Source organism: Salinicola endophyticus, assembly GCF_003206575.1.
Classification (GTDB): Bacteria; Pseudomonadota; Gammaproteobacteria; order Pseudomonadales; family Halomonadaceae; genus Salinicola; species Salinicola endophyticus.
Genome location: NZ_PZJO01000002.1, coordinates 869457 through 887492, shown reverse-complemented (window position 1 = coordinate 887492; position 18036 = coordinate 869457). Strand labels below are relative to the sequence as shown.

The 18036-nt window shown below is 67.5% G+C and carries 19 protein-coding genes; 12 read left to right on the top strand and 7 right to left on the bottom strand.

Going from position 1 to position 18036, the window contains the following annotated elements:
• The first annotated feature begins 19 nt into the window (after nt 1-19).
• The 4 genes from DOM66_RS06565 (at nt 20) to DOM66_RS06550 (ending at nt 3890) form a co-directional block, all read left to right on the top strand.
• Complete coding sequence (locus DOM66_RS06565) at nt 20-1726, top strand: HD domain-containing phosphohydrolase (RefSeq protein WP_110689590.1); 1707 nt, start codon at nt 20-22, stop codon at nt 1724-1726.
• A gap of 111 nt (nt 1727-1837) precedes the next feature.
• Entirely contained in the window at nt 1838-2890 is a 1053-nt protein-coding gene (locus DOM66_RS06560) for a M4 family metallopeptidase (RefSeq protein ID WP_110689589.1), read from the top strand.
• Nucleotides 2887-3231 carry a protealysin inhibitor emfourin gene (locus DOM66_RS06555; protein WP_110689588.1) on the top strand — a complete coding sequence of 115 codons (345 nt, stop codon included), beginning with the start codon at nt 2887-2889 and terminating at the stop codon, nt 3229-3231. Before DOM66_RS06560 ends, DOM66_RS06555 begins: the two co-directional genes overlap by 4 nt.
• A 233-nt stretch (nt 3232-3464) precedes the next feature.
• Nucleotides 3465-3890, top strand: coding sequence for a DUF3465 domain-containing protein (locus tag DOM66_RS06550; protein WP_223161906.1), 426 nt, complete (start codon nt 3465-3467; stop codon nt 3888-3890).
• Nucleotides 3891-3938: 48 nt separating this feature from the next.
• On the opposite strand, the gene DOM66_RS19515 is transcribed toward DOM66_RS06550, so the two are convergent.
• Complete coding sequence (locus DOM66_RS19515) at nt 3939-4628, bottom strand: glycosyltransferase family 2 protein (protein ID WP_157959006.1); 690 nt, start codon at nt 4626-4628, stop codon at nt 3939-3941.
• 319 nt (nt 4629-4947) lie between these two features.
• Between DOM66_RS19515 and DOM66_RS06540 the strand changes: the two genes are divergently transcribed.
• The 3 genes from DOM66_RS06540 (at nt 4948) to DOM66_RS06530 (ending at nt 7442) form a co-directional block, all read left to right on the top strand.
• Nucleotides 4948-5610 (top strand): response regulator transcription factor, encoded by a 663-nt coding sequence (locus DOM66_RS06540; RefSeq protein ID WP_110674529.1) that lies wholly within the window; start codon nt 4948-4950, stop codon nt 5608-5610.
• Nucleotides 5607-7001 carry an ATP-binding protein gene (locus tag DOM66_RS06535; RefSeq protein ID WP_110689587.1) on the top strand — a complete coding sequence of 465 codons (1395 nt, stop codon included), beginning with the start codon at nt 5607-5609 and terminating at the stop codon, nt 6999-7001. Before DOM66_RS06540 ends, DOM66_RS06535 begins: the two co-directional genes overlap by 4 nt.
• A 102-nt stretch (nt 7002-7103) precedes the next feature.
• On the top strand, nt 7104-7442 hold the full coding sequence (locus tag DOM66_RS06530; RefSeq protein ID WP_110689586.1) for a DUF2834 domain-containing protein: 339 nt from the start codon (nt 7104-7106) through the stop codon (nt 7440-7442).
• Here the strand turns inward: DOM66_RS06530 and epmB are convergent.
• Nucleotides 7437-8462, bottom strand: coding sequence for an EF-P beta-lysylation protein EpmB (epmB, locus tag DOM66_RS06525; RefSeq protein WP_110689585.1), 1026 nt, complete (start codon nt 8460-8462; stop codon nt 7437-7439). The two genes, DOM66_RS06530 and epmB, sit on opposite strands and share 6 nt — an antisense overlap.
• Nucleotides 8463-8551: 89 nt before the next feature.
• Between epmB and efp the strand changes: the two genes are divergently transcribed.
• The 3 genes from efp to epmA all read left to right on the top strand — a co-directional run bounded on the left by efp (nt 8552) and on the right by epmA (nt 11039).
• Nucleotides 8552-9118 carry an elongation factor P gene (gene efp / locus DOM66_RS06520; protein ID WP_110674374.1) on the top strand — a complete coding sequence of 189 codons (567 nt, stop codon included), beginning with the start codon at nt 8552-8554 and terminating at the stop codon, nt 9116-9118.
• 170 nt (nt 9119-9288) lie between these two features.
• Nucleotides 9289-10059 carry an SDR family oxidoreductase gene (locus DOM66_RS06515; RefSeq protein ID WP_110674375.1) on the top strand — a complete coding sequence of 257 codons (771 nt, stop codon included), beginning with the start codon at nt 9289-9291 and terminating at the stop codon, nt 10057-10059.
• A gap of 5 nt (nt 10060-10064) precedes the next feature.
• Nucleotides 10065-11039 carry an EF-P lysine aminoacylase EpmA gene (gene epmA, locus DOM66_RS06510; protein WP_110689584.1) on the top strand — a complete coding sequence of 325 codons (975 nt, stop codon included), beginning with the start codon at nt 10065-10067 and terminating at the stop codon, nt 11037-11039.
• 83 nt (nt 11040-11122) lie between these two features.
• Here epmA and arfB read toward each other — a convergent pair whose 3' ends face one another.
• The 3 genes from arfB to DOM66_RS06495 form a co-directional block, all read right to left on the bottom strand.
• Complete coding sequence (arfB, locus tag DOM66_RS06505; protein WP_110674377.1) at nt 11123-11539, bottom strand: alternative ribosome rescue aminoacyl-tRNA hydrolase ArfB; 417 nt, start codon at nt 11537-11539, stop codon at nt 11123-11125.
• A gap of 355 nt (nt 11540-11894) precedes the next feature.
• A complete protein-coding gene (locus DOM66_RS06500) occupies nt 11895-12344 on the bottom strand; it encodes a nucleotide triphosphate diphosphatase NUDT15 (protein WP_110689583.1) in 450 nt (149 codons plus the stop codon).
• Entirely contained in the window at nt 12344-13624 is a 1281-nt protein-coding gene (locus DOM66_RS06495) for an NAD(P)-binding protein (RefSeq protein WP_157959005.1), read from the bottom strand. Before DOM66_RS06495 ends, DOM66_RS06500 begins: the two co-directional genes overlap by 1 nt.
• A 191-nt stretch (nt 13625-13815) precedes the next feature.
• Here DOM66_RS06495 and DOM66_RS06490 point away from each other — a divergent pair, with 191 nt between their 5' ends.
• A complete protein-coding gene (locus DOM66_RS06490; RefSeq protein ID WP_188115146.1) occupies nt 13816-14430 on the top strand; it encodes a TetR/AcrR family transcriptional regulator in 615 nt (204 codons plus the stop codon).
• A gap of 126 nt (nt 14431-14556) precedes the next feature.
• On the opposite strand, the gene asd is transcribed toward DOM66_RS06490, so the two are convergent.
• Both asd and DOM66_RS06480 read right to left on the bottom strand, forming a co-directional pair.
• Nucleotides 14557-15387 (bottom strand): archaetidylserine decarboxylase, encoded by an 831-nt coding sequence (gene asd, locus DOM66_RS06485; protein ID WP_110689580.1) that lies wholly within the window; start codon nt 15385-15387, stop codon nt 14557-14559.
• Nucleotides 15388-15549: 162 nt separating this feature from the next.
• On the bottom strand, nt 15550-16380 hold the full coding sequence (locus tag DOM66_RS06480; protein WP_110689579.1) for a sulfurtransferase: 831 nt from the start codon (nt 16378-16380) through the stop codon (nt 15550-15552).
• Between the two features lie 302 nt (nt 16381-16682).
• Between DOM66_RS06480 and DOM66_RS06475 the strand changes: the two genes are divergently transcribed.
• Nucleotides 16683-18017, top strand: coding sequence for an NCS2 family permease (locus tag DOM66_RS06475; protein ID WP_110674383.1), 1335 nt, complete (start codon nt 16683-16685; stop codon nt 18015-18017).
• Nucleotides 18018-18036: the final 19 nt, after the last annotated feature.

The window sequence follows — 18036 nt, the reverse complement described above, 5'->3', positions numbered from 1 at the left end:
GCCGGTATCGAGAACCCGCATGAGCACCTCCGCTTCGACCGACATCCTCAATGCCAAGGCCAAGTGGGAGTGGCTCGATCCGCTCTGCATTCAGGGTAGCGTCAATCTGGCGTTCGACCAGGGCGAAGAGTCGTGGCCGGTGCTGCTCGACGATATCGAGCGCGATCATGCGCTGATCATCGATATCAGTGCCGTCCCGGCGCTGGCCGAGCAGCTGAAGCGGGGCGATGCCTTCCACCTCTTCGGGCATGTCAACGGCGCCATGGTGCGCACCTCGACCCTGGCGGTGATCGAGTGGCTCGAGACCGATGGCGACCGGCTGCGTGTGCGCTGCAGCTACCCTGAGCTGCTGAGTACCGTGCATCGACGCAATACCTTCCGGGCTCCGATCCGCGCGGAGATGGGCGTCGAGGCGCGTCTCGTGCTGGAAGGGCACGAGACGCCCGTGGCCGTGGAGCTGCGCAATCTCTCCCTGGGTGGCTGCCTGCTGGCGATGCCGCTGGGGCGTGCCGTCTCGCTGGCCTCGGGTCAGCGCTTCGCGCCGCTCGAACTGCATTTTCCCAGTCTTCAGTCGCTGCGCCTCAGCGGTTCCATTCGCCATGTGCGCAGCGACGAGGGGTGGCGCGAGGCACTGATCGGCTGCGAGTTCGATGATCCCAGTCTCGATAAAGAGCGTCTGCTGTGGTACTGCGTCAAGGAGGCCGAGCGTGAGGGCGCGCGCAGCGTGATGACCCGCGACAAGGTACTCTCACCTTCGCCGCTGTTCCGGGGGCCGGACGGCCAGCGTCCGGCCCCGAAGCCAGCGGAGACAACTGCGTTGGCGGTCGGCAACGCCACCGCGCGGCGGCTCAAGAAGATCGCCGACTATCTCAGTGCGCAGATCCTGACACTGCAGAATGGCGGCGCGATCGCTTCGTCGCTGCTCTCGCGCCACGCCGATACCCTGGTCACCCTGAGCGGTCAGGGGCAGGACGCGCTGCTCTATGCGCTCGGTTACCTGCACGAGGAGACGCCGCTGGTGCGGCATTCGCTCGGTGTCGCGGTGCGTGCCACCGATCTGGTTCGCTGGCAGGGCTATCCCGAGGATGTGATCAAGGCGGTGGCGGCCAGCGCACTGGTGCATGATCTGGGCAAGTGCCAGCTGCCGGCATCGATCCTCGACAGCCGTGAGCCGCTCGACGCCGAGGCGCGCGCGCGTCTGGCCGAGCACGTACCGGCAGTGCTCACCCAGCTCGAGCACTGCCGCTGGCTGGCACCGGAGATTGCCCGGGCCATCGTCGGCGAGGCCAACGAGCGGCTTGACGGCAGCGGCTATCCGGCGGCGCTGGGGGATGCGCAGTTGAGCCCACTGGGGCGCATGATGGCGGTGGTCGACGTGATCGATGCGCTGGGACAGCCCCGCGCGGATCGCGACGCCTGGCCATTGCTCGAGCGCTACCGCCATGTGCTGGGTCATCCGGCGCTGTTCGATGCCACCTGGGCGCAGCGCTACGTGCGCCGCTTCGGTACCGCGCCGGTAGGCTCGCTGGCGCGCTTCTCCAGCGGTGCGCTGGCCTGGGTGCAGCGTATCGATGATCAAGGGCGGCCGGCCCAGGTGCATCTGGTACTCAATACCAAGAGCCCCCAGCGGCGCCTCGATCAGATACTCAATGACGGAGACATCGCCCAGCTCGGCAAATTCGAAGGTGTGTTGCCCGAGGCGAGTTACGGCCTGCATCTGAGCTGAGCCCATCGCCCCACCCGGGGCGGTGACAAAACGCAACAGGTCCGCCACGGCATCGCCGCCATGCCTGAGCCACACTGACTGTGATCTTGGTCTCATCACAGGAGGTGTCCGATGCCAGCGACGACGCGCCCAGGTCAATCCCACGGTTTCATGCCGCCCCATGTGCTGGAGCGTATTCTCTCCCACGGCAACGCGCGCTTGCAGCGCTCTGCCCAGGCCACGCTCAAGGCCGACGCCCAGTTTCGTCTGCGCAACGCCAGTCAGGCCGCGGCGCGCCCCGCGGATGGCAAGCGTGGCGGCGAGCCCGCGCGCTATATCTACACTGCCGCTCAGCAGGAGATCCTGCCGGGAGAGCGGGTGCGCAGCGAGGGCGATCCGGAGACCGGCGATCTCGCCGTCGACGAAGCCTATCTTTGGCTGGGCGCAACCTACCGCTTCTACTGGGAGGTCTTCGCCCGCGACTCCATCGATGCCCAAGGCATGGCGCTGCTGGGTACCGTTCACTACGGTGAAGACTACGACAACGCCTTCTGGAACGGCGCGCAGATGGTCTTCGGCGATGGCGACGGTGAGCTGTTCAACCGTTTCACCGTGGCCCTCGACGTGGTCGCCCACGAGCTGACCCACGGCGTGATCGAGCGCGAAGCGGGGCTGATCTATGCCGATCAGTCCGGCGCGCTCAACGAATCCCTGGCCGATGTGTTCGGCGCCATGGTCAAGCAGCACCACTTCGAGCAGGCGGCCGAGGAGGCCGATTGGCTGATCGGCGAGGGGCTGCTCACCGACCGCGTCAACGGTCGGGCGCTGCGCTCCATGGCCCATCCCGGCAGTGCCTACGACGATCCGGTGCTGGGCAAGGACCCGCAGCCGGGGCACATGGACGCCTTCGTCAACACCGCCTCCGACAACGGCGGCGTGCATATCAACTCCGGCATTCCCAATCGCGCCTTCTATCTGGCCGCCACGCGCCTCGGCGGCTTCGCCTGGGAGGCCGCCGGGCCGGTGTGGTTCGATGCGCTACGTGACCCGCGTCTGGCGCGGGATGCGGATTTTGCCACCTTCGCCGAGATCACCGTGCGCTGCGCCGAGCAGCGTTTCGGCGCTGACAGCCCGGTGGTGGATGCGGTGCGCCAGGCCTGGGTCGATGTGGGAGTCCTGCGGTGAGCGCGCGCGGCGTGCCCCGGCTGGCGCCGGCGTCGGTGCTGGCGGTGGTGCGCGAAGGGGGCTTTGCCGCCATGCCGGGACTGGAGCGTCCGCGGCGGATCGAGTGCGGCAAGCTCAGCCAGCGTCAGCGTGAAAGGTTGCAGCGGTTGCTCGAGGAGATCGATCGCCTGGACCCGGGCGAGCCGGCGGCGGCGGGGGCCGATCGGCGCGTCTTCCGGCTGTTTCTCGAGCAGCCGGAAGCGGAGTGCTGGCAGTGCGCGCTCGACGAGACGCAGGCGCCACGCGGTGTGGTGGGGCTATGGCAGCATGGCCCCGGTGCGCTGGACGAGCCGGATACCTGAATCGCAAACGCCTAATTTTCCCATTCAGGGAACTCTATCGGCATATCGTACTCTGATTAAGTAGCCCAGGACGGGCACACAGCGTAGGCCGAGCCCGGTATTGGGTTCGGCCTCTTTTTTTGTGTCCGGTTCTGTGTCCGGCAGGGCTGGCGCGCGCGTAGCGGCGAGCCAGCCTTGGGCTTTATCGCATACCGGCCCGGTGTCACAGTGTCTCCCTGGCAAGGGAAGAGACCATGACCCGAATGACAAGGCGCGGTATCGGCGGTGCGGTGATTGCACTGCTGTTGGCGGCACTGGTGGTGCCGATGCTGGCTCACTGGCAGGCACCGGCGATGACGCCGCAGGCGGCCTTCGAGGCCCAGCGGGAAGGCGTCTGGGTCGAGGGTGAGGGACAGGTGCAGCGCCTGCTGCCCGATGACGACAAAGGCAGCCGGCATCAGCGTTTCGTGCTTGCCCTGAGGAGCGGCCAGACGCTGCTGATCGCCCACAACATCGATCTGGCGCCGCGGCTCGACGGGCTCGCGCGCGAGGATACGGTGCGTTTCCGCGGTGAGTATGTCTGGAATGCCAAGGGGGGCGTGGTGCACTGGACCCACCGCGACCCGCGTGGCGAACGCCCGGGCGGATGGCTCGAGTGGCACGGGCGGCGTTACCGCTAGGGGCTATAGGTCAGTTGACTTACACGGACTCGCGCTGACGCCAGACGTTCACGCCGGGCGGCGCGAGACCTGGCGCGGACGCCAGCGGCGGGCCTGACGCCACTGCATCAGGGTCTCGCCGAGTGCGCCGAGAGAGGGGCGTGGTGCGGGTGCTACGGCGTCACTCGGCGTGCGCCAAAGGATCGGATGCTGGCCCACGCGGCCGCCACCGCGGCGGATCAGCATCGGCAGAAAGCGCATCAGGCCCTTCAGCGGCGGCAGGGCGCGCAGTGCCTCGCGCTCGATCACATATAGCCCCTGGGGGGGCTGGTGGGCGGCGGTGAATGGCGTCGCCAGCCGCGCCAGCCAGCGCTTTGCGCCCGAGGCGTGGTGCGCTCGCCCCTGCACCAGCGCCAATCCCTGATGCCGCGCCGCGCAGAGCATGTCGGGAAGATCGTGGGGGTCGGCGCGGCCGCTGCTGTCCAGGGTCACGAGCCAGTCGCCCTGAGCCTGGCGCGCCGCCTGGCCCAGAGCCGTATCGATATCGCCGCTCCATGGCAGAATCCGTACGCGGGCGACGTCGAGCGCCAGGTCCCCGAGCGCCTGTGCGAGACGTGCATCGCGCCCGCCGTCGAGGATCAGAAACTCCAGTGCCCGGGCATGCACCAGTGCGCGCGACGCCTCCTCGATCAGCGCCGCGATCTGCGCTGCGGGGGCGGTCGCGAAGACGATCAACGAGAGCTTGGGCAGTGCGAGCATCGTGGTCTCCCTGGGCGTGGGTTGATTCGGCAGCGGGTCGTTGGACGGACCTGGCCATGGTCCAGATCGACTGTGACAGGGTTTCCTTAACTCAGGCTTAGAAACGGGCCTGGGATGCGCGGGTCCACCTCCGCGGCGCCAGGCTGCGCGCTGCCGATGACGCGGCGATGACGCGGCGATGACTGCGCCGGACAGGCGAGCAGACGACGTTGTATGCTGAAACGATGCATGCTGACACCGCGCCGAGCGCCGCCGGGAGGCGAGGTGCCAGACGCGAGATGCCGGCTCAAGGCGAGCCGTGGCAAGACGAGAGAGAGCTATGCGGGTAATGCTGGTGGAGGACGACCCCCTGCTCGGCGAGGGAGTGGTCGAGGTGCTGCGGCGTGAGAACATCACGCCGGAGTGGCTGAGTGAAGGTGACGGTGTGTGCGAGGCGCTGACGCACTCGACCTTCGATGCCCTGATCCTCGATGTCGGCCTGCCCGATATCGACGGCTTCGAGGTGCTCAAGCGGCTGCGCGAGGCGCAGTGCCAGATACCGGTGCTGATGCTCACCGCCCGGGACGGGGTCGAGGATCGGATCCGCGGGCTCGACGGCGGCTGCGACGACTATCTGGTCAAACCGTTCGACAATGGCGAGCTGCTGGCGCGCCTGCGTGCGCTGATCCGGCGTAGCGCGGGGCGCGCCTCGCCGCAGGTGACCCATGGTCTGCTCAGTCTCGATCCGGCCGCCCACGAGGTGCGTCTGGGAGGAGAGCTGATCCCCCTCGGACGGCGGGAGCACGATCTGCTGGCCTATCTGATGACCCACCCGGGCCAAGTGTTTTCCCGCGACCAGTTGGTGGAGGTGCTCTACGGCTGGGATGCCGAGGTCGAAAGCAACGTCATCGAAGTGCATGTCCATCATCTGCGGCGCAAGTTCGGCAGCCGCGTCGTCGCCACCGTGCGCCATGTCGGCTATCGCATGGGAGAAGCGGGTTGATTTCGATCAGACGCCATCTGCGGCGTGTGCTGCTGATCTCGGTGACCTCGATCACCGCGGTGGCGGCGCTGTGGAGCTACTACGACACCCGCGATCAGATCGACGAGCTGTTCGACGCCGAGCTGGCGCAGACGACGCGCACCATGGTGGCGCTCTACTTCGCCTATCGCGCCGGGTCGGTGAACGGCGAGGACGTGCCCGAGGACCTTCAGCTCCGGGCGCCGCTGGTGCCGGACAACGCCACCGACGCGCCGACCGCCCTCGGCCACCCCTACGAGAAGAAGCTGGGGTTCCAGGTGTGGGACGAGCAGGGGCGGGCGCTGTTCGGCATGCAGCCGACCGGGGCGCTACCGGCGCTCGAGCGGCGCCCCGGCTACTCCCATGCGCGTAGCGGCGGGCACGACTGGCGCACCTTCACCCTGCATGACGAAGCCCGCGGGGTGTGGGCCAGCGCCGCCCAGCGCGACGACGTACGCGATGAGCTGACCTGGCAGATCGCGCTGCGCAATCTGATGCCGCCGGTCATCGGGGTGCTGCTGATCGCGCTGCTGATCCCGTTCGCCATCGCCCGCGGCTTTTCGCCCCTGCTGCGGGTCAGCCGGCAGATCACCGCGCGCCAGCCCAACTTCCTCGAGCCGCTGGACGCAAGCCAGGTGCCGGATGAGATTCGCGGCATGGTCGATGCGCTCAATGGCCTGTTCGCGCGACTGGCCGAGACCCTCGAGAAGGAGCGCCGCTTCACCGCCAACGCCGCCCACGAACTGCGTACGCCGCTGGCGGCGGTCAAGGTCCATGCCCAGAACCTGCTCAGCGAGACCGATACCGAGAGCGCTCGGCGCGCGGCGCAGTCGATCATCAACGGTGTCGATCGCATGACCCGGGTGGTCGAGCAGTTGCTCACCCTGTCGCGGCTGGAGAGCGGCCAGGCGATCACCCGTCAGACGGTGCGGTTGGCGCGGCTGGGCAGCGAGCTGGCCCGCGACACCCAGCCGCTGGCCGAGCAGCGCGATATCCGCCTGACCCAGGAGTTGCCCGAGGGGCTCAGCGTGCAGAGCTACGAGAATGGCCTCTATGTGCTGCTGCGCAACCTGCTCGACAACGCCATGCGCTATACCCCCAGTGGCGGTGAGGTCCACCTGCGCATGGCCGCTGAGGCGTCGAAGCTGCATATCGAGATCGCCGATACCGGTCCGGGTATCCCGCCCCAGGAGCGTAAGCGGGTGTTCGAGCGCTTCGTGCGTCTGGCGGGGCAGAAGACCAGCGGCTCGGGGCTGGGGCTGTCGATCGTCAAGGAGCTGGTCGAGCGCCTGGATGGCGAGATTCGTCTCGACGAGACTTCGCTGCCCGCGACCAGCGGCCTCAGCGTTCACGTCTATCTGCCGCTATCCTGAGCGTGAGCGGTAGCGCTGCGGGAGTTCTCGCCGTTACCAGTCAGGGTGGTGCGGCGGCCGATGCGATAACGGCCGCCGGGCCCGCAAGCGGGGAGATGAGAGATGCTGCGTTTCTGGGTGCCGCTGACGGCACTGATCGCCTTTTCGGCCTACACCGTCTATGCCATCGCGACCAGCGACCAGAGCCTGGGGGCTTTCGCCAGCGAGCTGATGCGCCGGCCCACCACCGCACTGGTGGTGTTCGACGTCTATCTGGCGCTGCTGATGCTGGCGGTGTGGATGTTCTTCGATGCCCGGCGCCGGGGGCACGGGCTGGCCTATCTGCTGGTGTTCTACGTCATCACCTTCTGCTTCGGCTCGGCCGGGCCGCTGGCCTATCTCACCCTGCGCGGCTGGCGTGACTGGCGCGCCGCGCCGAGGCACACGTCCTCGTCCTTATAGCGGGGTCTTGCTCTGCTCCCCGGGAATTTCGCGCACCAGCCGCGGCATCAGAAAGCCCGGTAGGCGTTGGCGCAGCGATGCCACCATTGCCCGCGCGCTGTTGTCGTCGACATCGAAGTGGGCCGCGCCGCTGACCGGGTCGAGCACGTGCAGGTAGTAGGGCAGCACACCGGCGGCGAACAGCCGTTCCGACAGCTCGGCCAGGGTATCCACCTGATCGTTGACGCCACGCAGCAGTACGCTCTGGTTGAGCAGGGTGACGCCGGCCGCCGCCAGGCGCCGGCAGGCGTCGACCACCGCGGTGTCGATCTCCTGGGCGTGATTGATGTGCAGCACCATCACCTTCTGCAGGCGTGTGCCGCCGAGCCAGTCGAGCAGGGCGGCATCGACCCGGTCGGGAATCACCACCGGCAGACGAGTGTGGATACGCAGGCGCTGGAGGTGGGGGATCGTCTCCAGCCGGGCGACCAGTTCGGCGAGGCGTCGGTCCGGTGACGCCAGTGGGTCGCCGCCGGAGAGGATCACCTCGCGGATCGAGGCATCCTCGCGCAGATAGTCGAGGCTGGCATCCCACTCGCGCATCGAGGGGGCGTGCTCGGCGTAGGGGAAGTGGCGCCGGAAGCAGTAGCGGCAGTTGATCGCGCAGGTCGGGCTGGCGATCAGCAGTACCCGCCCGGCGTATTTGTGGATCAGGCCGGGTCGCGGGGTGTGTTCGCGTTCGACCAGCGGGTCGGCGACGAAGCCGCCGACCGCCTCCTGCTCCGCCGCCAGCGGCAATACCTGACGCAGCAGCGGGTCGTCAGGATCGGCGTGGCGGATACGCGCCAGGTAGGCTTCGGGCACCCGCACCGGGAACAGCGCATGGCCCGCGCTGGCGCCGGGCAGCAGCGCCGGGTCGAGGCCGAGGCGCTGGCACAGCACCAGCGGGTCGCGAATCACCTCTTGCAGCTGACGCTGCCACGCGGCAGGCGCGCGCGGTTCGGCTTCACGATGCACGGCGATCGGGGTTCGGGTTATCATGCGGACCACCTGAGTTAGAACGCGCCCTGGCAGCGCTGTTACGGAATTCTCGTCGCGGACGCCCCGCGATCGTTCATTAGTGAGGAAACATGGCGAACTATTCTACCAACGAATTCAAGGGCGGCCTGAAAGTCATGCTGGATGGCGACCCGTGTAACATTCTCGAGAACGAATTCGTCAAACCCGGCAAGGGACAGGCGTTCAACCGCGTCAAGCTGCGCAACCTGATCACCGGTCGGGTCTGGGAGCGGACCTTCAAGTCGGGCGAGTCGCTCGAGGGCGCCGACGTCATGGATCTCGACATGGAGTACCTCTACACCGACGGTGACATGTGGCACTTCATGAAGACCGACGGCTCGTTCGAGCAGTACGCGGTGGACCGCAAGGCGATCGGCGACGTCGAGAAGTGGCTCAAGGAGCAGGCGGTCTACACCGTCACCCTGTGGAACGACAACGCCATCGCCGTCAGCCCGCCCAACTTCCTCGAGCTCGAAGTGGTCGAGACCGATCCGGGCCTCAAGGGTGACACCGCCCAGGGCGGCTCCAAGCCGGCCAAGCTCTCCTCTGGTGCCACGGTGCGCGTGCCGCTGTTCATCAACCAGGGTGAAGTGCTCAAGATCGATACCCGCACCGGCGAGTACGTCTCCCGCGCCTGAGGCTGGCGTCGTGCCGGCTTCGAAGTCGCGCGGGTGCAGGTCGGGTCTCAGCCAGGTTGGCCACGCTTCGGCGTGGCCTTTTGCGTTCTCCCGCCGGCCGCGGCCGGCGGGGTCGAATTGACTGCGTGCTCGCGCCGTCTAGCGCCGCGGCGCCACCGGAGGAGATCGGGATGGGCAGACTGGCAGGGCGAACCGCCCTGATCACCGGCGCGGCCAGCGGGATCGGCCTGGCCACGGCGCGGCGCTTTGCCGCCGAGGGCGCCGACCTGGCGTTGCTCGACCGCGCCCCGTACGCCCTGGCGCAGGCGCGCGAGTGCATCGAGCAGGAGAGCGGCCGCCGGGTGGTGGGCGTCGAGGCCGATGTCGCCGAGGCCGACAGCGTCACCCGCGCTGTGGCCGAGGCCGGGGCGGCGCTGGGGGCGCTGCAGCTGGTGGTCAATGCCGCCGGGGTCAACGTGTTCAGCGATCCGCTGGCGACCGACGAGGCGAGCTGGCGGCGCTGCCTGGCGATCAATCTGGAGGGGGCCTGGCATGTGATCCAGGCGCTGCTGCCGGAGATGCTGGCAAACGGCTATGGCCACGTGGTCAATATCGCTTCTGTGCATGGCCACAAGATCATTCCCGGTGCCTTTCCCTATCCGGTGGCCAAGCATGGCCTGATCGGGCTGACCCGCGCGCTCGGGATCGAGTACGCCGCCCGCGGGCTGCGCTTCAACTCGATCTCGCCGGGGTTGATTCGTACCCCATCGGCCCAGGCGTGGCTGGATGGCCTCGACGCGGCCGAGCGTCAGCGCCAGATTGCGCTGCTGCCGTGTCAGCGTATCGGCGAGGCGGAGGAGGTGGCCAACACGGCCCTGTTCCTCGCCAGCGATGAGGCGCGTTTCATCAATGCCACCGATATCCTGATCGACGGTGGCCGCAGCCAGGTCTATCACACGTGACGACGATGCCCCGGTCAGATGACTGGCAACCTTCGGCGACGATCGAGACGCTGTGCCAGCGGGCGCGGCTGCTGGCGGCGGTGCGTGCTTTCTTCGCCGCCCGCGACGTGCTCGAGGTGGAGACCCCGATCCTCGGTCACGCCGGCAGTACCGACCCGCACCTCGATTCGCTCTCGCTCAGCGCGACCACCTCCGCCGGGCGCGAGACGCTATGGCTGCAGACCTCGCCGGAGTTCCACATGAAGCGCCTGCTGGCGGCGGGCAGCGGCCCGATCTTCCAGCTCGCCCGCAGCTTCCGCGATGGTGAAGTGGGGCGTCGGCACAATATCGAGTTCACCATGCTCGAGTGGTACCGCCCGGGCTTTTCGCTGGCAGCGCTGATCAGCGAGTGCGAGTCGCTGATCCGCACGCTGATACCGGCGGTCGGTCCGGCACGGCGGCGGCGCTATCGCGATCTGTTTCGTGATGCATTGGCGCTCGATCCCTTCACCACGCCACTGGCCGAGCTGCAGCGTGTGGCGGGCGAGCGCGGCGGGCTCGATATGGCCGACAGTGATCGCGACGGCTGTCTCGACCTGCTGATGAGTCTGGTCATCGAGCCGACGCTGGGGCGTGATGGCATCGATGTGGTGGTCGACTATCCCGCCAGCCAGGCGGCGCTGGCGCGCAAGCGGATCGACGAGGAGGGCGACGAGGTGGCATCTCGCTTCGAGATCTATTTGCAGGGCCTCGAACTCGCCAACGGCTATGACGAGCTGACCGATGCCCAGGAGCAGGCCTCTCGGTTCGACGATGACAATCGTCAACGTGCGGCGCTGTACAAATCGGCTGTCGCTGTCGACCGCCGGCTCGTCGCCGCCCTGGTGCACGGCATGCCCGCGGGCAGCGGCGTGGCGCTGGGTATCGACCGCCTGGTTCAGCTGGCGCTGGGCAAGGCGTCCCTGGCCGAAGTCATGGCGTTCCCGACGCCACGCTGCTGACCGGCGATTGCGTTGCCACCACGCCGCCAGTGGCGGCTTCGATGGCAAGGCTACCGATGCGGTGCGGCGAGGCAGACCGAGTCTCAGTCGTCGATACGCCCGCGCAGGCGTTTCTTCTGGCCATGTTTCGTCTTCTGATCGACGCGCTTGCGTTTGGCGCTGCGGCTCGGCTTGGTGGCCTGCCGCGGCTTGTCGCCGTAGAGCACGGGTTTGATCAGCTGTTTCAGCCGGACGAGTGCCGCTTCCCGGTTGAGCTCCTGAGTGCGGTGCTCCTGCGACTTGATCACGACGATGCCGTCGCGGGTGATGCGTTTGTCACTCAGGGCCAGCAGTTTCTCCTTGAACCCGGGGTGCAGGCTGGAAGCGCGGATGTCGAAGCGCAGATGAATCGCCGAGGAGACCTTGTTGACGTTCTGGCCACCAGCGCCCTGGGCGCGGACGGCGATGAGTTCGATCTCGTTGTCGGGAATCGAGACGTTTCGCGAAATCTCTAGTGCCATCGTCGGAGCCCCGCAGGTCGAACGGAATGAGAAAGAAGGACGTTATCGCCACCCAGCGCAGAGGTCTGGCCGCTTGGCCTGCATCGAGACGCGCTGTGCGAGACGCCCGTCACGTGAGCGCACCTCGTCCGCCGGCACGCTTAGCCCCGCCGATCGGTCGCAGGATCGCAGGCTGCGTCAGCGGTTGGCCTGGCGATGCGCTGCTGGCGCTCCACGATGCGCTCGATGACCGGGCAAGGGGGCGAAATACGGTAGCGGCACTCCCCGATGGGTGCAACAGGCGGTGCGATGGTGAGGCGGCCGGGTGCGGCCGAGATGGTGGGCTCGCTGCCGTCAGGGTCGGCAGCGAGCCGGGTCAGCCAGTCGCCAGCGGATAGGCGTGCCAGCCATCCGGTAGTGGCTGGCCCGCGGCCTGTGCCAACAGCGCCGCGCTGGCGGGGAACAGCGGTTGGGGCAGGTCATCTTGGGGGAACCAGCGCCACTGCGCGAACACCTCGGGTTCGGTGACCCTTGGGGTGGGCGGATCTGCCAGCTGGAGCCGTGCAGCGACGGTGATGGCCGTGCACTCGGGGTTCAGCTGATGCAGGAAGGCGCCGATCTCGATCGTCGCGTCGGTGAGGATGCCGGTCTCCTCGTGCAGCTCCCGCCGTGCCGCGTCAGCGAAGGTCTCGTTCGGTTCGACATGGCCGCCGGGCATGCACCAGCAGGGCGTTTCCCCCGCCTTGACGCGGTAGCCCAGCAGGAGCTTGCCATCACCGCGGGTGAGTATCAGGCCGACGCCCACGCGTGACCGGGGGGCTGGCATCAGGCGCGCTCCTGGAGTCGGGCTGGCTGGGTCAGCGCCTCGGCCACGGCGCTGGCGGCGTAGTGGCCGCTGACGAAGGCCGCGACGATGCCGCGGAACAGCCCGCAGGCGTCTCCCACCACCCAGGTGGGGCGGTCGCCGAGACGCAGGCTCTCATCGACCTCCGGATACCAGCCGACACCTTCCAGGGTGGGGCCGATCAGGCGCGTGCTCTCCGCCTCGAGCTGGGGGAAGTTGTCGACCAGCTGACGCAGCCCGCGCTGCATCGCCTGTGCCAGCGGCGCCCCATAGACCCGCTCCATGGCCGCCGTGGCGTCGTGGTCGTCGGCGAGCCAGGCGCTGAGCGGGAGGTCGAAATGCGTGTCCGCGCGGCCCAGCGTGCGGGTCAGCGCGGCGATGGTCTCGCGTGCCAGCGACTCGTCGAGAATCCGCGTGTTGAAGCCGACGTTGGAGCGCTCGGTGGGCGGGCCGTCCGAGTGTCCGGAGACCGTCCACAGCCCCTGGGTCTGCGTCAGCACGGTGCGCCCGTGGCGACAGGCGCAGAAGGTGCGCCACTCGGTCGTCTTGTCGGCGGCGTGCAGGGTCAGCTTGGGGTCGAGATCGGCGAAGTCCTGGAAGAAGGCGCGCTCGCTGGGCTGCTCGATTCGGAAGCCCACTTCCAGCCGGCGGAAGCGCGTGCGGATGCCGTCGCCCAGCGCCAGCGGTCCGAAGCGCCCTGCGGCCCACACCAGAGTGGTCGCGGTGAGCGCGCTCGACGTGCCGTCAGCGGCGCGCAGTTGGAGGTGGTGGCGCGCCTCGTCCTCGTCGTAGCGCTGGCTGATCACCTGGGTGTCGCTGACGATCTCGACATCGAGTGAGTCGACCAGGTTGGCGATCATCGCCTCGCGCTGCTCGAGCGGCAGGTAGTAGGAGGGGTAGTGCTTGAGCGACCAGGCGTTGTGGCACGGCGTATAGACATCGGCGCGGTCGGGAAACGGCGGGGTCGTCATGCCGTGGGCCGCGAGCAGTTCGCGGGTCCAGGCGTAGGCCTGGCGCAGCGGCGCCCGATACGGTAACCGCCACAGCTCGGTGGCGGAGGGGTAGAACGAGAACTTGCCGTCGGAGTAGAGGCCGGCGCCGCCGTGGCCCTGGGTCAGCTCGGCCTCGGCGTGGCGGTCACGGCGATCGATCGCATGACCCTGGTCGAGCAGCAGCACGCGCAGCCCGCGATGCGAAAGGCGGCTGGCGGCGGCGAGCCCGGCAGGGCCGGCGCCGACAATGACGCTGTCGTAGTATGTCACTGGGGCCTCCGGCCGCTCGGCGGCGAAAGATGGAAAGAGCCGACACCTAGTGTAGAGTGCCGCTTCGGTAAGGTTGGCGTACACCGATTCATGGTAATGTTTTACAATTCCTGACCGAAAATTGATACGAGTCGCTGCGTATCAGATAGTATCGTATTTCTCAGGAGCTGTTTTTGACAAGGATGTTTCCTATGTCCACTTCTACATCGTCAGTCGATACCCCTGTTCGCCCCGGGCGACCGCGCAGTGCCGCGGCCTCGGCCAAGGTGACGCGCGCCGCGCTCGAGCTGGCGCTGGAGGGCGGGTTGCCCTACGCCACCATCGAGCGTATCGCCAGTGTTTCCGGGGTCGCCAAGTCGACCATCTATCGGCGCTGGCCCAATGCGGGCGCGATCCTCATGGATGCGTTCCTCGACGTCATCGGCCCAACCATCGCCTATGACGACAGCCTGCCTATCGTGGCCAACTTCCGACGTAGTGTGGCCGGGCTCTCCGAGGTGCTCAACGGCCCCTACGGACGCCTGCTGCAGCATCTGTTGGGGGCGGCCCAGTCGGACCCCGAGCTCAGCCGCGCCTTCGTCGAGCGCTGGATCGGCCCGCGCCGGCAGATGGGGCGTGAGGCGATCGAGCACGCCGTGGTACGTGGCGAGCTGACTGCCGATATCGATCCCGGGCTGAGCATGGATCTGATCTATGGGGCGATCTACTATCGGCTCTCGGTATCGTTCAGCGAGATCGACCGTGAGTTCGTCGAGACCGTGGTGATGCGGGTGCTCGGCCCCTATTTGCCCGAAGGTGCGAGCTGAGCCGGTAACGCGAGCGGGAGGCGGGGGCGCGACAAAGGCGCAGATAGCATTGAAGACGAACTAGCATTGACGAACGCCGCGGTCGGCCGACCGCGGCGTTCGTCGTCTTGGGCTAGGCGCTTGGCATCAGGCGCCGAGGCTCTGGCCCATGCGGATCGGGGTGCCGGTGGGATCGAAGTCGTGGAATTCGGCCTCGCGCCCGAGGCACATCACCACCGTGGAGCCGAGCTTGAAGCGGCCCATCTCTGCGCCTTTCTCGATCACCACCGGGGTGTCGAAAGACGTGGTCTGGACGCGTCCGCTGAGCGGCGTGATCTGGCCCGCCCACACGGTCTCGATGGCGGCGACGATCATCGCCCCGACCAGCACCATCGCCAGCGGGCCGCGCTCGGTATCGAACACGCAGACCAGACGCTCGTTGCGTGCGAATAGCCCCGGAACGTGATTGGCGGTCGCCTGGTTGACCGAGAACAGCCGGCCCGGCACATAGGTCATCTCGCGCAGGGTGCCGGTGAGCGGCATGTGCACGCGGTGATAGTCCTTGGGCGACAGGTAGACGGTGGCGAAGCTGCCCTGACGAAACGGCGCCGCGCGGGCGCTGTCGCCGCCGAGCAGGGCATTGAGCGAGTAGTTCTTCCCCTTGGCCTGGATCAGCGTGCCGTGGTTGATGCGGCCGAAGCGAGAGAGGGTGCCGTCGGCGGGCGAGATCAGACCCTCGCCTAGGGGGCGGGCATCGGGCTTGAGTGCGCGGGTGAAGAAGTCGTTGAAGCAGGCGTAGGCACCGGGATCGGGCTCGCGCGCCTGGCTCATGTCGACACCGTAGTGCTTGATGAAGTGGCGGATGAAGGGATCCTTGATCCAGCCGACGCGGCTCTCGGCGAGCTTGCCGATCAGGCGCGAGAGCGCGTGCTGGGGCAGCGGATACTGAATGTTGGCGAAGAGTTCCTGGCGATCCACGGTATGACTGCCCCTCGAGTCGGAAAGGCGCACAAGGTAGCGGCCGTACCGCGCGGGCGCAATAGCCCGTGGCGGCGACCGCACGGCGGCAGCGGCCGAGGCGGCATATGACCCCCGGCTGCTGCGCGAAGGACGACCGGCGCCGTACCGGTCGGACAGTGTCTAATGCTCCACGGGGGTATCGTCCCGATTACCCCACTCCTTCCACGACCCCGGATAGGCGCGCACCTTGTCGTAGCCCAGTGCGCGCGCGGCGAGCCAGGTCAGCCCGCTACGGTGATGGCTCTGGCAGTGGGTGACGATCTCCTTGTCCGGGGTGATGCCGCGCGCCTCGAGCTCCGCCACCAGTTCGGCGTAGTCGCGCAGGCGCAGGTCGCGCTGGCTGTCCATGACCTCCAGCCAGTCGAAATTGACCGCCCCCGGCAGGTGGCCGAGCTTGCGGTTGTCCCCCTTGAGGCCGCGATACTCGGCGTCGGAGCGGGCGTCCCAGATCGCCAGGTCGCGGGAACCCAGGCGTTCGAGCAGCTCCTCGCGGCGAATCTGTACCCTGGGGTTGAGATACTCCGCCTGGTAATCGCTGGGTGTCGGGGTGTTGGGCGTGGTCTCCAGCGGATGGCCGTCGGCGCGCCAGGCGTGAATGCCGCCGTTGAGATAGGAGTAGCGGGCGTGGCCGATCAGCTCCAGGGTCCACAGCAGGCGCCCGGCCCAGCCGCCGCCCTCGTCGTCGTAGGCCACCACGTGGGTTTCCGGGGTCAGCCCCAGCGCCGAGAAGAGCTCGCTGAGCGCCGTGGGGGAGGGCACGTCATTGGGCACCTCTCCGCTGCCGGCGAGCAGTTGGCGATAATCGAGGAAGCAGGCGCCGGGTACGTGGCCGTCGCGATAGCTCTCGGCCTTGAGCGGCACGTCGACGATCAGCAGATGCGGGTCGTCGAGGTGAGCAGCGAGGGTATCCGGTTCCAGAATCAGCGGTAGCTGCGGTTGTTCCGAGCTCATGGGGGCTCCTGGCTGAGAGGGCGCCTGGCTCTGGCAGAGCGGCGCCTGGGTCGAGGGGCGATCGGTACGCCGGGATGCCTTCATCATGGCATAGCCGTCGGAATCTGGCATAGCCGTCGGAATCTGGCATAGCGGCTGGCGGTCGGCGGATGGCGCCGTGCGGTGGATTCGATATACTGCGCCCCGCTCGGCCCCCGCCCGAGCCCTTCACGGCTTTCCAAGCCCCTGCTTTTTGTATACAAGTTGTCAAGCGCGATATGTTCGCGTGCCAACAATAATCGACTCTGCCAGGAGATTGCTGCGTGCTCGACAAATACTTCTCTCTGCGCTCGCTGGGGACCAGCTTCAAGACCGAGGTGCTGGCAGGCGTGGCCACCTTCCTGGCGGCGATGTACATCATCGTGGTCAACCCTTCGATTCTCTCCGCCGCCGGCGTGCCTTTCGCCGGGGCGCTGACCGCCACCGTGCTGATCAGCTTCTTCGGCAGCGTGATGATGGGCCTCTACGCGCGCAACCCGATCCTGGTGGCACCGGGGATGGGGATCAACGCGCTGTTCACCTACACCATGGTGATGGGGGCGGGCATCCCGTGGCAGACCGCCCTGGGCTGCGTGTTCTGGTCGGGGGTGCTGTTCGCGGTGCTGGCGCTGTTCAACGTGCGTCGCTACGTGGTCGACGCCATTCCGGCGACACTGCGCCATGCCATCGCCTGCGGTATCGGGCTCTTCATCACCGTGATCGGGCTGGTCAATGCGCGGCTGCTGGTCTCCAACCCGGCCACCGTGGTCGGCCTGGGTGAGATGACGCCGGCGCTGGTGACCTTTCTGATCGGTCTCGGCGTGACCGCGGTGCTGGTGGCACGACGCATCCAGGGCGCGCTGATCCTGGGCATCGTCTTCACCACGCTAGCGGCGGTACCGATCGGGCGCCTGTGGGGCGACGGCAGCGCCTACTTCCCCGAGGCGATCGCCACCCCGACGCTGGTCAACTTCCAGGGGATCTTCGCCTGGCCCGATTTCAGCGCGCTGGGGCAGGTCGACTTCGGTGGCGCGCTGGCGGTGGCCTACTGGCCGTTCATCTTCGTCATCCTGTTCACCACCTTCTTCGACGCCATGTCGACCTTTATCGGCGTGTGTCAGGCGGGCAATCTGCTCGACGAGAAGGGCGAGCCGCGCAATATCCGCCGCTCGATGATGGTCGACGCCTTCTCCGCGCTGATCTCGGCGCCGCTGGGTACCAGCCCCGCCAACGCCTACGTCGAGTCCGCCGCCGGTATCAGCCAGGGTGGTCGCTCGGGGCTGGTTGCGGTGGTCTCCGGCCTGCTGTTCCTGCCGTTTCTGTTCCTGTCGCCACTGCTGGCGCTGGTGCCGGCGATCGCCACTGCGCCAGCGCTGATCATGGTCGGGGTGTTCATGCTCTCGCCGATCCGCACCATCGACTGGCAGCAGTATGACGATGCCATCCCGGCGTTCGTGGCGATGATGCTGATTCCGCTCACCTACTCGATCACCCACGGGGTGGTGTTCGGCTTCCTCACCTATGTGGTGGTCAAGGTCGGCGTGGGTAAAGCGCGCGAAGTGCGTCCGGCGATGTGGGTGCTGTTCCTGCTCTCGATTCTGATGCTGTTCGAGGGCTGATCCAGACTGCCTGCGCTCG

Coding starts and splice junctions, on each gene's coding strand:
- DOM66_RS06490 (WP_188115146.1), top strand. CDS start 13,816: ATGTCCACTTCTACATCGTCAGTCGATACCCCTGTTCGCCCCGGGCGA.
- DOM66_RS06530 (WP_110689586.1), top strand. CDS start 7,104: ATGCTGCGTTTCTGGGTGCCGCTGACGGCACTGATCGCCTTTTCGGCC.
- DOM66_RS06515 (WP_110674375.1), top strand. CDS start 9,289: ATGGGCAGACTGGCAGGGCGAACCGCCCTGATCACCGGCGCGGCCAGC.
- epmA (WP_110689584.1), top strand. CDS start 10,065: ATGCCCCGGTCAGATGACTGGCAACCTTCGGCGACGATCGAGACGCTG.
- DOM66_RS19515 (WP_157959006.1), bottom strand. CDS start 4,628: ATGCTCGCACTGCCCAAGCTCTCGTTGATCGTCTTCGCGACCGCCCCC.
- DOM66_RS06560 (WP_110689589.1), top strand. CDS start 1,838: ATGCCAGCGACGACGCGCCCAGGTCAATCCCACGGTTTCATGCCGCCC.
- epmB (WP_110689585.1), bottom strand. CDS start 8,462: ATGATAACCCGAACCCCGATCGCCGTGCATCGTGAAGCCGAACCGCGC.
- DOM66_RS06540 (WP_110674529.1), top strand. CDS start 4,948: ATGCGGGTAATGCTGGTGGAGGACGACCCCCTGCTCGGCGAGGGAGTG.
- arfB (WP_110674377.1), bottom strand. CDS start 11,539: ATGGCACTAGAGATTTCGCGAAACGTCTCGATTCCCGACAACGAGATC.
- DOM66_RS06550 (WP_223161906.1), top strand. CDS start 3,465: ATGACCCGAATGACAAGGCGCGGTATCGGCGGTGCGGTGATTGCACTG.
- DOM66_RS06565 (WP_110689590.1), top strand. CDS start 20: ATGAGCACCTCCGCTTCGACCGACATCCTCAATGCCAAGGCCAAGTGG.
- DOM66_RS06480 (WP_110689579.1), bottom strand. CDS start 16,380: ATGAGCTCGGAACAACCGCAGCTACCGCTGATTCTGGAACCGGATACC.
- DOM66_RS06500 (WP_110689583.1), bottom strand. CDS start 12,344: ATGCCAGCCCCCCGGTCACGCGTGGGCGTCGGCCTGATACTCACCCGC.
- efp (WP_110674374.1), top strand. CDS start 8,552: ATGGCGAACTATTCTACCAACGAATTCAAGGGCGGCCTGAAAGTCATG.